This window comes from Agarilytica rhodophyticola, assembly GCF_002157225.2.
Classification (GTDB): Bacteria; Pseudomonadota; Gammaproteobacteria; order Pseudomonadales; family Cellvibrionaceae; genus Agarilytica; species Agarilytica rhodophyticola.
The window spans coordinates 2,287,504-2,301,043 of sequence record NZ_CP020038.1 but is presented as its reverse complement, the minus strand read 5'-3'; the positions used below and the strand labels follow the sequence as shown (position 1 = coordinate 2,301,043).

The window sequence follows — 13,540 nt, the reverse complement described above, 5'->3', positions numbered from 1 at the left end:
TTAATTCAAGCGGATAAGGCTCAAGCATCATGATTTTGATACGTAAACTCTTCGCATCCTCGCTTACCGAGTTAGTATTTTTTGTTACCATCGTTTTTCTATCAACGATTTGCTTAACACCACAAGTACAAGCACAAAATAGCACGCGCTTATTCGAAAACCATGTTGAGCACCCAGGTTATCTTGAGCTGATGACTTCTGATGGAAAAATTTCCATAACACCTTTTTCCGATAAAATTATTGAAGTACAGTTTTTGACAACGAGCCAACCGGCAAACCCTGCTTCACATACGATTGTCAGTCGCAGTCAAACAATAGCAACGTCCCTATATGATAATAAAGATAAAATTATTTATCGAACACCAGGCATACATCTTGAAATTATTAAACAGCCTTTTCAAATTAAGTATTTTTATCTAGAAAAGTCTCTTATTAGTGAGCAAGCAGGTTATTTTGAAGAGGCAGAAACATCGGGCTTTAAATTCAATATGCAGCCATCTGAAGTTATTTATGGAGGTGGTGCCAGGGCACTGCCGATGAATCGAAAGGGCTACACTCTATCGCTGTATAATACACCCGCTTACGGCTATACAGACGAACGAGCAGATATGTATTTTAGCTTGCCGCTTATTATGTCATCTAAAGGATATATGGTGTTATTCGACAATCCAGCCAAGGGCACTTTGGATATAGGACAGAAAGAGAAAAACATTTTAAGTATGTCCTCTATGGGTGGCCGTAAAACTTATTATCTTATTGCAGGAGATGATTTTTTTGATCTCAATACACAATATACACAGCTAACAGGTAGACAACCCCTTCCTCCTCGCTGGATGTTGGGTAACATCGCGTCGCGCTTTGGGTATCACAGCCAACAAGAAACAGAAAACACCATTTTACAATACAAGAAAAAGTCTGTTCCAGTAGATGCCGTGGTCCTTGATTTATTTTGGTTTGGCAAGGATATTAAAGGTCATATGGGAAATCTTGATTGGGATTACAGTGCATGGCCAAAGCCAGTCAATATGATGAAAAACTTTCACAAGCAGGGGGTTAACACCATACTGATCACCGAACCTTTTATACTGCAAACATCAAAGCGCTGGCAAGATGCCATTGATGCCGATATTTTAGCGAAAGATTATCGAGGTAAACCTTATATCTTTGATTTTTATTTTGGCACCGGAGGCTTGATTGATATTTTCAAACCGGAAGCAAAGCAATGGTTTTGGGAAATATATAAAAAGCATATGAAAGCAGGCGTTAGTGCATGGTGGGGTGACCTCGGTGAACCGGAGAGTCATGCATCAGATATGGTACATGTTAACGGTACTGCCGATTACGTGCATAATATTTTCGGCCATGAGTGGGCAAAAACTCTTTACCAGGGCTACGCTCAAGATTTTCCAAAACGCCGACCTGCCGTGTTAATGCGCGCTGGATTCGCCGGTTCTCAACGCTACGGCATGATACCTTGGAGCGGTGATGTCAGCCGCAGCTGGGCAGGCCTACAATCGCAACCAACACTTGCAATGCAGATGGGTATGCAGGGCTTCGCCTATAGCCACTCGGATCTAGGCGGCTTTGCTCCATTTAAGGATAAAGAAGGTGTGCTATTTTCAGATCCGATGCTATACACGCGATGGCTACAGTACGGTGTTTTTCAACCTGTTTTCCGGCCTCACTCTCACGAATCATCTCCGGCTGAACCAGTGTTTTGGGACGATAGAACACTGAGACTAACACGCCAAGCGATTAATTTACGCTATCAACTACTACCCTATAATTATTCATTGGCCTATGAAAATAGCAGCAAAGGCTATCCGTTTATGCGCCCTCTGTTTTACCGCGAGCCTAATAATAAAAAACTATTTGAATACAGCGAGGCGTATTTGTGGGGAGATAACATTTTAGTGGCTCCGATTCTAAAACCACAACAGGCAACTCAAGAAGTTTATTTTCCTGCAGGAAATAACTGGGTAGACTTTTACACTGGCAAAAAATATATCGGTGGCAATAAACAGACGATAAAGCTAGTTGATGAATATATTCCCACATTCGTGCGCACAGGAAGTTTTCTGCCTATGCAACCAAGTGCAACAACGCAACAAAATTTTCATAAATCGACAAAGAAATATTCAACACGCTATTTAGAAGTACTTTATTATGCTGACCAAGATACTCCCTGCTCTAGTTATACTTTGTACGATGATGACGGCAAGACACACAAATCCATTGAGCAAGGAAAATACGAGATTTTGAACTTCACTTGCCAAATTAAAGATGGACAGCATATCTTTAATTTGACATCTAACAAAGGCAGATTTAAAGGCAAACCTCGAACACGCTATATCACATTTTTAATACGACATTTAGAACAAGTACCGGAACAAATCCATGTAAACGGTAATAAAATAGAAGTCATTAATAATAGTAATATACAACCTGACCAACACAAACAATACGCGTTAAAGCTAAATAACCAGACACTTAGAATCAATGTTAAGTTTAGCGGTGATAGTAAGGAAATTACATTTTAAAAAGCAAAAAATTTATCTAGAGCAATTAGCTCACCACACTTATGTGTTGAGCTAATGTCAAACCAAGGTCAGTTAAACCTAACAAAATCTGCCTGAGACGACTAAATATTACCTTGTGTAATAATTTATATATCCTGTAACACCATAACCTTTATCGGAGTGGTTTCTTACTCCTGATCCAGCCCCTGTCCCTGCCATTACAGGCCGTTCATGACGAGTTTTCTTATAGCCTGAGGAACTGCTCGATTTTGATGATTTTCTTGATGATACGCTTGCAGAATCATAGTAACTATCGAGACTTGAGCTACGGCCGCTACTACTGGATACTACTGAGTTACTGGTACGGTATGACTTACCTTTACTACCACTTCTGTGGGATGAATGATGAGATGTGACGGTTGACGCTGAAGAATAGTTATTTACCCTAGGCATATAGTCCTCTTTATATTTTAATACAATTAAACGTCTTCTCGAAAAATAATCCTTACTAATCAAGAAATAGAGTGAAGTTAATGTAAATCACATCTATTCTCTTTAAGCGATTTTTGGCGGTAATAGTTAGTAGAATTAAAATTAAAAAAGTTTGTATTTTATAGACGCCAACTTTAATACATCGAATATTAGCGACGCCAAAGGCTAAAGTAACTCGACCTTCTCTTTTCCACAGCGGGCACAGATGTAAAGCGTAACAAGCTTTCCTGTTTTCACATCAAATTGTTTTTCTTGTTTAATTTTCCACTTATGAAATCCGCTGCGGCACAAGCTTTTACCCTTATGCTTGTCAGCCAGTGATTTCCTTTTAAACTGAACGACTTCACCCATTAAAAATAACGCCTCTTTAAGTTGAGAGAACCCGGCACAAACATCTACCGGGTCAGGGATCGCTGGAGTTTACTTGACTTCTACAACTCGCTCTTCAATTTTAGCTTGCCATATTTTAGGGCCGGTTTCATGAACGGCTTCGCCTTTAGTATCCACTGCCACCGTTACAGGCATATCTTTCACATCAAACTCATAAATTGCTTCCATTCCCAAATCTTCAAAGGCAAGTACTTTTGCGTTGGTAATGGCCTTAGAGACTAGGTAGGCAGCGCCACCTACTGCCATCAAATATACTGCTTTATTATCGCGTATAGCCTCGATACCACTGGGGCCGCGCTCAGCCTTCCCTACCATGCCGATTAAGCCGGTGCTTTCCAATACGGTGCGGGTAAACTTATCCATACGTGTCGCCGTAGTTGGACCTGCAGGCCCCACCACTTCTTCGCGCACAGGATCCACCGGGCCAACGTAATAGATAAAACGATCGGTAAAGTCCACTGGCATAGGTTCGCCTTTAGCAATCATATCCACTAGCCGTTTGTGGGCAGCATCACGCCCAGTGAGCAATTTACCCGAAAGCAGAATAGTTTCACCCGGTTGCCACTCTAATAGATCGTCTTTGGTAACTTCATTGAGGTTAACTCGTCGTACGCTATCGCCAACATCCCAACTTACTTCAGGCCAATCATCAAGGCTAGGTGGGGTTTGCAAAGCAGGGCCCGAGCCATCGAGCACAAAATGCGCGTGACGGGTTGCTGCACAGTTGGGAATGATAGCTATTGCCTTGTTAGCAGCATGGCTGGGGTAGTCCTTAATTTTGATATCAAGTACGGTAGTTAAACCACCTAAACCTTGTGCGCCGATACCTAGGGCGTTGACTTTATCATAAAGCTCAAGGCGCAATTCTTCAGCACGATTACTAGCGCCGCGCGCTTGCAGATCTTGAATATCAATGGGGTCAAGTAAGGCTTCTTTGGCCAAAAGCATGGCTTTCTCTGCCGTGCCCCCAATACCGATACCCAGCATTCCTGGAGGACACCAACCAGCCCCCATCTGCGGCACCATCTTTAACACCCAATCCACAACAGAATCAGAAGGATTCAACATGGCAAATTTCGACTTAGCTTCCGAACCGCCGCCTTTGGCAGCAACATGCACCTCGACCTTATCACCAGGAACAATCTTGTAGTGAATAACCGCTGGAGTATTGTCACCGGTATTCTTTCTTGCACCATCAGGGTCAGCCAATATAGAAGCCCGCAAAACATTATCTGGATGCTGATAAGCGCGACGCACCCCCTCATTGATAATGTCATCAAAACTCATATCACCTTCGATTTTGCATTCCATCCCTACATTGACAAATGCTGTCACGATACCCGTATCCTGGCAGATTGGACGTTTACCTTGGGCACACATGCGAGAGTTGATCAAGATTTGCGCCATGGCATCTTTTGCCGCTTTGCTCTCTTCTCTTTGGTAGGCTTGATGAACACCGTCGATAAAATCTTTAGGGTGATAGTAAGAAATAAACTGCAGGGCATCAGCAACACTTGCGATGATGTCATCTTGGCGAATAACCGTAGTCATGAGATTAAATCCAATTTGTAATGATGGGTGATATAGCGAAAAAGCTATGAATCAGTGTAATAAAAGCACTTATTTTATAGTTTTGAGGAGCAGCACATGAGCCACCCTTCATAGAGGTAGAGCGTATTATTTCAGTTATACGGTACTCTCTAATTACAGATTATAGCGCTCTAATAATAGTAATTGAATTGTGGACTCAATACTTTCCATGTAAGAAAGGCTCGACGCCTTTCTTTTTTCTTTATCACTAAAGCCACATAGATGTGCAATTATGGCTTATTCAACAGCGGTAAGGCAGTATATATACCTAAGCACCACCCTTTAACTGCAGAAGCTGCTGGTTGACATTGCGTCTGAAGGCATCAATGGCCTCAATGGCTTGCTCATTAGTTTTAATACGACGTTCAAACTCTTTTTTAGATGTTTCCAAGCTATTGAGTTTATCGTTAATCAATTGAGCTTGCTTCACAATGGCTGCATTGTCATCTTCAATTGTCGTTAGCGATGACTGTTGAGCATCCACTAAATCACTGACCAATTTTAGATCAGCAATGATATCCTTGGTAGCTTTTTGTACCTTAGCATCGACACTGCTGCTAGCTGCTTTCGCCGTTTTTAAGGCGCTGGCAATATTCTTTTTATTGACTTCTATCGCTTTGCGGTTAGTATCATGGGAGACCCCCCATAGCTTACGAATCTCAGAGTCAGCCCACTTCAATTTCGCTTGCATCGCCTGGGTAGATATTTCCGACTCATCGCCAGACAGTTCAAACTTACCCTCTAAGTCCGCAATACGTTGATCCGAAATAATTTGTCGCTTTTGGGCTTCCATAAGCTGCCAATATAGGTAGCCCGCAGCACAACAGGCGACTAAGGCAATTAAAAACGCAAACACGGCCATCGTCGACTTGGCAGCAACAGGTTTTGCCGCTGGAGAATGAGCTGAACTGCGTTGTGCAGGTCTTGCCCGTTGATTGCCCATATTAGCTTGACGAGGGCTATCTTCTTTGGACGGGGAGTAGGATGAAATGGTTGGTTCTCTGCGCTCGCTCATGATTAACTAACTTGCATAATAGTAATGACGCGATGTTTCCGCTCTCGACCGGATACCTATTTTAGCTTGTTTGGCTTTGACAAATTTGACAAAGTGCAACAAAGTCGGGGGTAACATGAATCGGAGAAAAATACATCATGATTAATATAGGTCGGCAGTTTATCAAAAATTCCACCTGGATCTAACGTATTGCTCTCAAAAGGTGTGAAAACAGGCTAAAAGGTATGTAAAAAGGTGAATTGTGGTAGGTTTAACACGCAAGGAGTGTATTTTTATTAAGCAATCACTACCTGTAGAGCGTTCAGTAATTGCTGACAGCCATCCTTGGCCAGGTATTAAAGGCAATAGCACTTCAATCTCAGGAAGTCTTAGCCTAAGTTTTTGCTGGCAAAATCCCAGTTAACCAGAGCCCAAAAAGCTTCCATATAGGCAGGACGTGCGTTGCGATAGTCGATATAGTAAGCGTGCTCCCATAAATCAACCGTTAATAGCGGTGTTACATCACTATCGGTCAAAGGCGTCGCAGCATTAGATGTGTTAACGATAGCAACTGAGCCATCGGATTTTTTAACCAACCATGTCCATGAAGAGCCAAAGTTGTTAATCGCAGAGTTAGTAAACTCTTCTTTAAACTTCTCAAAAGATCCAAAAGCGCTGTTTATTGCATCAGCTAATGCACCTGAGGGCTCACCTCCTCCATTGGGGCTCAAGCAGTTCCAATAGAAAGTATGGTTCCAAATTTGCGCAGCATTGTTAAAAACACCACCAGACGATGTTTTAACAACTTCTTCAAGTGTTTTGCCCTCAAACTCAGTACCAGGAACCAAACCATTTAGCTTAGTCACGTAAGTTTGATGGTGCTTACCATAGTGGAAATCCAAAGTCTCAGCTGAGATATGAGGGGCAAGTGCATCTTTTGCATAAGGTAATTCGGGTAATTCAAAAGCCATAATCTAGGATTCCTTGAGGGTTAGTTTTTCGCAGTATAATACTGACGGTTAAAGGTATATTTAGCCAATTGTTTTCGCAAAGATTGATGATAAATTTCTGCAATGAAATATAAACGGCTCACGTACTATGGGAAAACATACGGCATATATTCGTAAATTTACGGATGTTTGGATTAAGCAAAATCTCTGCTTTTCAAATGCATAGAGCTATTTAACTATGGATTGAAATTAAAGGAAAGAGAGGATATTGCAAAACACCAGTGATCATACATCTGCAGCTATAAAAAAGCCTCTGCACCGAAAAGATACAGAGGCTTTTGGGAAAATATGCAGTAAGCAGCGTTTACATCATGCCGCCCATGCCACCCATTCCGCCCATGCCACCCATATCTGGAGCAGCTGGAGCGCCTTTCTCTTCTGGCTTATCAGCAACCATAGCTTCTGTAGTGATCATTAAGCCTGCGATAGAACCTGCAGCTTGTACAGCTGTGCGAGTTACTTTAGCAGGATCAAGAATACCCATAGCAATCATATCGCCGTACTCACCAGTACCTGCATTGTAACCAAAGTTACCTTCTTCCAAGCTTACTCGCTCCAATACCACAGCAGGCTCATCACCAGTGTTAGCAACGATTTGGCGAAGAGGAGCTTGTAATGCACGCAAGGCAGCGTTAATACCGTGGTTTTGGTCTTCGTTGTCACCTTTAAGGTCTGTAATAGCAGCGGCAGCGCGAACAAGTGCAACACCACCTCCAGGTACAACACCTTCTTCAACCGCAGCACGAGTTGCGTGTAAGGCATCTTCAACACGCGCTTTCTTCTCTTTCATTTCAACTTCGGTAGCAGCACCTACTTTGATCACAGCAACACCGCCGGCAAGTTTAGCAACACGCTCTTGAAGTTTTTCACGATCGTAATCAGAAGAGGTCTCTTCGATTTGCGCACGGATTTGAGCAACACGCGCTTGGATATCAGCCGCTTGACCAGCGCCGTCAACAATAACGCTGTTCTCTTTAGACATAGTAACGCGCTTGGCAGAACCTAGGTGCTCAAGAGTAGTATTTTCAAGATCCAAACCGACTTCTTCAGAAATAACAGTACCGCCAGTTAAGATAGCGATATCTTGCAACATAGCTTTACGACGGTCGCCGAAGCCTGGTGCTTTACATGCAGCTACTTTAACAATACCGCGCATATTGTTGACAACCAAGGTCGCCAATGCTTCACCTTCAACATCTTCTGCGATGATAATGAGAGGCTTACCCGCTTTTGCTACGGCTTCAAGCGTTGGCAATAATTCGCGAATGTTAGAAATTTTCTTATCAACTAATAAGATGAATGGGCTTTCAAGCTCAACAGACATATTTTCTTGATTAGTGACAAAGTAAGGAGAAAGATAACCACGATCGAACTGCATACCTTCAACAACATCCAGTTCATTTTCAAGGCTATTACCTTCTTCAACAGTGATAACACCTTCTTTACCCACTTTTTCCATCGCACTTGCAATGATTTCACCTACGTGAGAATCAGAGTTAGCAGAAATAGTACCTACTTGGGCAATAGATTTTCCGTCTTCACATGGTTGAGCGATAGACTTAACATGTTCAACAGCTGCGGCAACTGCCTTGTCGATACCACGCTTAAGATCCATTGGGTTCATGCCAGCAGCAACAGACTTAAGGCCTTCATTAACAATCGCCTGTGCAAGTACAGTTGCAGTGGTAGTACCGTCACCGGCATCATCAGAAGCTTTAGAAGCCACTTCTTTAACCATCTGCGCACCCATGTTTTGGTACTTGTCTTCTAGCTCAATTTCTTTAGCAACAGAAACACCGTCTTTAGTCACGGTCGGTGCGCCAAAAGATTTATCCAAAACAACATTGCGACCTTTAGGGCCTAAAGTGGTCTTCACCGCATCCGCCAGAACGTTTACGCCTTCTAACATCAGCTGACGTGCATCATCACCAAACTTTACAATTTTCGCCATAGTAATAATTCCTTACTAAACCTTACTAAATTTTGCTTCGACTGAATAATATAGTTCAGTCATTAGAATCAATAGATCAATACTTATTCAACTATCGCTTTAATATCGCTTTCGCTGAGGATTACCAATTCCTCGCCATCGATTTCGATAGTGTCACTACCGGCATATTTGCCAAAAACTACGATGTCACCTTCTTTTACGTCAACTGGGCGCGTTTCACCGCTATCCAATACGCGGCCTGAGCCCACGGCAACTACTACACCTTGATTTGGCTTCTCTTTAGCAGAACCAGGTAATACGATACCACCAGCAGTAGTTTCTTCTTCTTCCTTGCGGCGAACCACAACACGATCGTGTAAAGGACGAATTTTCATTGATGTTTCTCCCAATAGCGTTTTCACATCTTTAAGTTCAATTTCGAACCGGTTTATCTCACAAACCTCTCAGTTTATACCGAGAAATTCATTACATTTTGAGGAGGGAAGTAAAGCCCTTCCGCTCGTGTTCCCAACAATGGGTCTGCTTTCTAGAATTTCAACACCTTAAAATAGATATTTTTTACAAATATGGCACTATTCTTCACGTTTAAATTCACCATCGATTGTTTCATGGTGTTGTGAAGGAGTTTTCATCTGCTTTGCTACCACGTAAGGCTTAAAAACTTTCATTCCCATACCAATAACAAATTGCCTTGTGAAAGGAATTAAACAGCAAAAGCCGAGAGCATCAGTGACAAATCCCGGGGTTAACAGCAATGCTCCTCCAACAGCTAAGAAGATACCTTCAACCATCTCACTAAGGGGCAGTTCACCAGAGTGCATTTTCTGCTGTGCGCGCAAAATAGTACTCAAGCCCTGCCTACGAAGCATGGCCACACCAACCACAGCGGTTAAAAATACTAAACCAACTGTAGGAAAAACCCCGATGACACCACCAACTTTGATCAAGACGACCATTTCCAAAATTGGCATTACGACAAAAAGTAAAACGATAGGATGCAAGAGCAGTCACCTTTATTAAAGTGTTGCTCTTTACATGGGGGCAAAGTTGGCCATAGCAAGTGCTAAGTATTGGAGATTACGTGCTGGGCATGAAAGCTCAGAGGCAAAACGACAAGTATATAAAGCTTTTATTGATAGACATCCCTAAAATAAATTTTATTGCAATACCACTCTCAACTCATACTTTAAATTGTCCGACTACATCGTCGAGTTCTTGAGTTTTACTGGTTAACAGGTGATAGCCTTGACCATTTTGATCTGCCACTTCTGACATCTTAGTTACATGCCCTGAGATAGCCGCAATACGCTGATTGATCTCATCACTAGCTCGCTGCTGTTCTATAGCGGAATGTGCAATCTGAGAGTTCATATCACTAATCGTCTGTACTGCACCGGAAATAGTATCCAAAGCCTGTGAAGTCTCCTGTACCCGCTGCTCTGCGGTTGCACTTTTGCCAGTGCTAACTTCCATTACAGACACTGCCGCTTTAGACCCCTCTTGCAGCTTACCAATCATCTGCTTGATCTCTTCCGTACTCTGGCGGGTTTTACTGGCGAGACTGCGTACTTCATCCGCCACCACAGCAAATCCTCTCCCCTGCTCCCCTGCGCGAGCGGCCTCAATAGCAGCATTTAGTGCAAGCAAGTTAGTTTGCTCAGCGATAGTTTCAATGACCTGGAGGATGCCACTGATATTGTCCACTTCACTACCAACTCCCGCAATCACCTCTTGCGCACGATTAATTTCACTGACAAGTTCGGACATTGCCACACTGCTGGCTTTTACCGTCTCCAGCCCATTAAGCCGACTCTCGTCTGCCTGCTTGGCGGCATCAGAAGCCCGCTCTGAACTACTGGCGACAACTGTTGCAGTCTCTGCCATTTGTGCAACGGCATTGGCAACTAGGTCAGATTCGGAGTGCTGTTGGTTGGTCACATCAGAAATGGTATCGGCGCGATCAGCCATGGTACTGGTTTCATTTTTCACATCCTGCGCCACGGTTTTTACCTTAGAGATAATATCTTGCAAGGCATGTAGTAAAGAGTTTAGGTTAGTAGCTAAGCAACCTATTTCATGTTGATCTTTAGATTTAATCCGCTGTGTTAAGTCGCCACCGCCTGCGGCTAGTTTTTGGATGGAATCACTGATACCCAAAATAGGGTTGATAATGGAGCCTTTTACAAAATAGCCGACGATACCAGCACAGAGCGCCAACAAAACGGTGATGATGACCATCGACATAATGATGTCTTGTCGCGCGGCATCGATGTCATCTCTTACTGTTTGTACAGTCGCATCCACATCGTCGATATAAAAACCTGTCCCAACCATCATATTCCAATTGGGAAAGTAAGTTGAGAAAGACAACTTGGGCAGAGGTGTTTTCTCTCCTAAACGAGGGAAATGGTACTGTACAAATTCATTGCCATCACCAAAGCCATTTTTCTTGCCCGCACTGACCAGATCACGAATTAAATATACGTTATTAACATCTTTTAAATCCCAATAGCTATTACCTACACCGGCGGTGTTGCTACCATTAAAAATTCTTACACCTGTATCTGAGTACCCAAAGATATAGCCACCTCCGGGGTAGCTAATTTCTCTCATATACTTGATCGCCTCTTCCGCTGGCAAACCTTGGTCGTAAATGGGTTTCACAGCCGTCACTACAACGTTCATTAGTGCCTTTAAAACTTCGCGCTTTTCTGCAAGTAGCAAGTCTTGTGTACGTTCGACCTGAACACTATTAAGCTGGGCAGTGCTGCGGATCATCACGCCAATCATAACTATGGATAGCATTAAAACAGGAAGTAAGGTTAAACTCAGCAACTTGTTCTTAATTGATAAAGACATAGTGTTTCTTGCCCAGGTAAATAGATATCATATGTACTATGATAGTCGATAAAACCAGATAATCATTGTTGGCATGGTAATTTATAGCCGGCAGAGCACCGTACAAATTATTGATAAATAAGGCATTTAGCCATTGGCAACGAAGTGAAACCTTCATTGTAGCGGGCAGCTTTAAAAAGGCTCAATCAGGCTACCATTGATAGCCTACGCCAAAACGTAAAGTGGTATCTTCTTGCACTAACCCTTCGGCGGCAACATTATCAAAGTCGTAGTCATATTTGACATCAGCGGTAATACCACCGGCAATCGGCAAACTCACCCCCGTCTCCGCATCCACTTCCCATTCATCTCCAACCCGAATAGATTGCAGATAATCCGCATTGAGAAAAAATGCAATATTGCCAGGCAGTAGATATCGATAATTTGTCGCTAAACGCCAGGAAAAGAAATCACTTGGTCTATCCGTTACTTCTTCTAACTGTTCTTCAACATACTCAAGACTTGTCCTCAAGGACAATGCCGTCTGCCCCGTATCCCAAAACTGATAACCGACACCAGAACCAAGGGAATAGCGCTCTTCAATATCACGTGTTTCATCTTTGCCCGCGGAGGACTCTGCAAATAAAAACGTTCTCTGAGAGAAAAACCAGTCAAGAGAGTATGTGGCTTCATATTCTTCTCTCAATTCCCCTTCATCCACCGCCTCCGCTTCATATTTCAAGCCAACAATATGCCGATAGTCATAGTGGCGCAATGAGACATCTACATCTACTAGCCAATCTTGGCGGGTACGATTACCATTTGCCTTGGAACCAACGCCCACCAGTTTACCTTGATAATCGTGAGCCAACTGAGCGTAGCCTTCTAATAACAAAACATCTTGCAACGAGTCAAAAGTGATTCTCTGTTGCCTACCGCCAGTGCATTGAATTAAGGCATCCGTATGTTCCAAGCCCTGCCAATAACAGGGTGTTTTTTCACCGAGCATTTTTAAAGGAACGGCACTAAAAATAGATTTTATATGTTGCTTGGCAATGGTAACTCGGCCGATAAGGTCGGAGATCCATATAATATCATTTTGATTAATGGCAAATAATTCTCCTTTGAGGGTGTCCTGATTGTGCAATATAAGTTCACCACTCTGCGCTTTACTAAAGCTTAAAACTAACAAAATAATAAAACAGATTTTTTTTCTACATCGAATCATCAAATAAGGAAATCTCTTTTTTCACACGGCATTTACATCTTCAAGTCACTGCACTAAATAGCCAAGCCATAGCGCACGCTTTAAGTCACGATATTATTCATGTACACGAAACACACAATTACCATACTAAGGCTCTAGGGTTTGGTGTTAAATAAAAATACTATAAACTTAGGGTTCTTTGATAGGCCCAGGCAAACCATTAAGATAAAATTTGTAATGTCCAATAGCCCCCAAACAGCGATTTACCAAGTACTTCGACTTATTCCAGCCGGAAAAGTTGTCACTTATGGTGAGGTGGCAAAACTCGCAGGCTTAGGCAGAGCAGCACGTTTTGTTGGTACAACCTTAAGAAAGCTACCAAAAGATTCTCAACTTCCTTGGCACCGTGTTGTCAACAGTCAAGGACGGATATCGCTACCAGATCACCACCCTAGTAGAAAAAAACAGCAAGACTTACTAGCAGAAGAAGGGGTTGTCTTTATCAATGGTAGGATAGATTTGCAAAAATTTTTGTGGACACCGTAATTT

The 13,540-nt window shown here is 42.6% G+C and carries 12 protein-coding genes; 2 read left to right on the top strand and 10 right to left on the bottom strand.

The window, feature by feature from the left end; genetic code table 11:
* Positions 1 to 29: 29 nt before the first annotated feature.
* Positions 30 to 2,540, top strand: a complete 2,511-nt coding sequence (locus BVC89_RS09745) for a glycoside hydrolase family 31 protein (RefSeq protein WP_086931011.1) — start codon at positions 30 to 32, stop codon at positions 2,538 to 2,540.
* 108 nt (positions 2,541 to 2,648) lie between these two features.
* On the opposite strand, the gene BVC89_RS29660 is transcribed toward BVC89_RS09745, so the two are convergent.
* The 10 genes from BVC89_RS29660 to BVC89_RS09700 all read right to left on the bottom strand — a co-directional run bounded on the left by BVC89_RS29660 (position 2,649) and on the right by BVC89_RS09700 (position 12,931).
* Positions 2,649 to 2,972: a hypothetical protein gene (locus BVC89_RS29660; protein ID WP_158657863.1), complete on the bottom strand. Its 324-nt coding sequence runs from the start codon at positions 2,970 to 2,972 to the stop codon at positions 2,649 to 2,651.
* A 204-nt stretch (positions 2,973 to 3,176) separates the two neighbouring features.
* Positions 3,177 to 3,362 (bottom strand): hypothetical protein, encoded by a 186-nt coding sequence (locus tag BVC89_RS09740; protein WP_086931010.1) that lies wholly within the window; start codon positions 3,360 to 3,362, stop codon positions 3,177 to 3,179.
* Positions 3,363 to 3,431: 69 nt separating this feature from the next.
* Positions 3,432 to 4,952 carry a fumarate hydratase gene (locus tag BVC89_RS09735; protein WP_086931009.1) on the bottom strand — a complete coding sequence of 507 codons (1,521 nt, stop codon included), beginning with the start codon at positions 4,950 to 4,952 and terminating at the stop codon, positions 3,432 to 3,434.
* 307 nt (positions 4,953 to 5,259) lie between these two features.
* Positions 5,260 to 6,006 carry a hypothetical protein gene (locus tag BVC89_RS09730; protein ID WP_086931008.1) on the bottom strand — a complete coding sequence of 249 codons (747 nt, stop codon included), beginning with the start codon at positions 6,004 to 6,006 and terminating at the stop codon, positions 5,260 to 5,262.
* A 368-nt stretch (positions 6,007 to 6,374) separates the two neighbouring features.
* Positions 6,375 to 6,956: a superoxide dismutase [Fe] gene (gene sodB / locus BVC89_RS09725; protein ID WP_086931007.1), complete on the bottom strand. Its 582-nt coding sequence runs from the start codon at positions 6,954 to 6,956 to the stop codon at positions 6,375 to 6,377.
* A 343-nt stretch (positions 6,957 to 7,299) separates the two neighbouring features.
* Complete coding sequence (gene groL / locus BVC89_RS09720; protein WP_086931006.1) at positions 7,300 to 8,946, bottom strand: chaperonin GroEL; 1,647 nt, start codon at positions 8,944 to 8,946, stop codon at positions 7,300 to 7,302.
* Between the two features lie 83 nt (positions 8,947 to 9,029).
* Positions 9,030 to 9,320 (bottom strand): co-chaperone GroES, encoded by a 291-nt coding sequence (gene groES / locus BVC89_RS09715; RefSeq protein WP_086931005.1) that lies wholly within the window; start codon positions 9,318 to 9,320, stop codon positions 9,030 to 9,032.
* Positions 9,321 to 9,518: 198 nt separating this feature from the next.
* Complete coding sequence (locus BVC89_RS09710) at positions 9,519 to 9,947, bottom strand: FxsA family protein (protein WP_245929366.1); 429 nt, start codon at positions 9,945 to 9,947, stop codon at positions 9,519 to 9,521.
* Positions 9,948 to 10,125: 178 nt separating this feature from the next.
* On the bottom strand, positions 10,126 to 11,805 hold the full coding sequence (locus BVC89_RS09705) for a methyl-accepting chemotaxis protein (protein WP_086931004.1): 1,680 nt from the start codon (positions 11,803 to 11,805) through the stop codon (positions 10,126 to 10,128).
* A 190-nt stretch (positions 11,806 to 11,995) separates the two neighbouring features.
* Positions 11,996 to 12,931, bottom strand: a complete 936-nt coding sequence (locus tag BVC89_RS09700) for a DUF481 domain-containing protein (RefSeq protein ID WP_158657862.1) — start codon at positions 12,929 to 12,931, stop codon at positions 11,996 to 11,998.
* 297 nt (positions 12,932 to 13,228) lie between these two features.
* Between BVC89_RS09700 and BVC89_RS09695 the strand changes: the two genes are divergently transcribed.
* Positions 13,229 to 13,537: an MGMT family protein gene (locus BVC89_RS09695; protein WP_086934565.1), complete on the top strand. Its 309-nt coding sequence runs from the start codon at positions 13,229 to 13,231 to the stop codon at positions 13,535 to 13,537.
* Positions 13,538 to 13,540 lie beyond the last annotated feature (3 nt).

Excerpts from the sequence above, each read along its gene's own strand:
- BVC89_RS29660 (WP_158657863.1), bottom strand. The coding sequence starts at position 2,972 with ATGCCTAGGGTAAATAACTATTCTTCAGCGTCAACCGTCACATCTCAT.
- groL (WP_086931006.1), bottom strand. The coding sequence starts at position 8,946 with ATGGCGAAAATTGTAAAGTTTGGTGATGATGCACGTCAGCTGATGTTA.
- BVC89_RS09705 (WP_086931004.1), bottom strand. The coding sequence starts at position 11,805 with ATGTCTTTATCAATTAAGAACAAGTTGCTGAGTTTAACCTTACTTCCT.
- BVC89_RS09695 (WP_086934565.1), top strand. The coding sequence starts at position 13,229 with ATGTCCAATAGCCCCCAAACAGCGATTTACCAAGTACTTCGACTTATT.
- BVC89_RS09735 (WP_086931009.1), bottom strand. The coding sequence starts at position 4,952 with ATGACTACGGTTATTCGCCAAGATGACATCATCGCAAGTGTTGCTGAT.
- BVC89_RS09730 (WP_086931008.1), bottom strand. The coding sequence starts at position 6,006 with ATGAGCGAGCGCAGAGAACCAACCATTTCATCCTACTCCCCGTCCAAA.
- sodB (WP_086931007.1), bottom strand. The coding sequence starts at position 6,956 with ATGGCTTTTGAATTACCCGAATTACCTTATGCAAAAGATGCACTTGCC.
- BVC89_RS09745 (WP_086931011.1), top strand. The coding sequence starts at position 30 with ATGATTTTGATACGTAAACTCTTCGCATCCTCGCTTACCGAGTTAGTA.
- groES (WP_086931005.1), bottom strand. The coding sequence starts at position 9,320 with ATGAAAATTCGTCCTTTACACGATCGTGTTGTGGTTCGCCGCAAGGAA.
- BVC89_RS09740 (WP_086931010.1), bottom strand. The coding sequence starts at position 3,362 with ATGGGTGAAGTCGTTCAGTTTAAAAGGAAATCACTGGCTGACAAGCAT.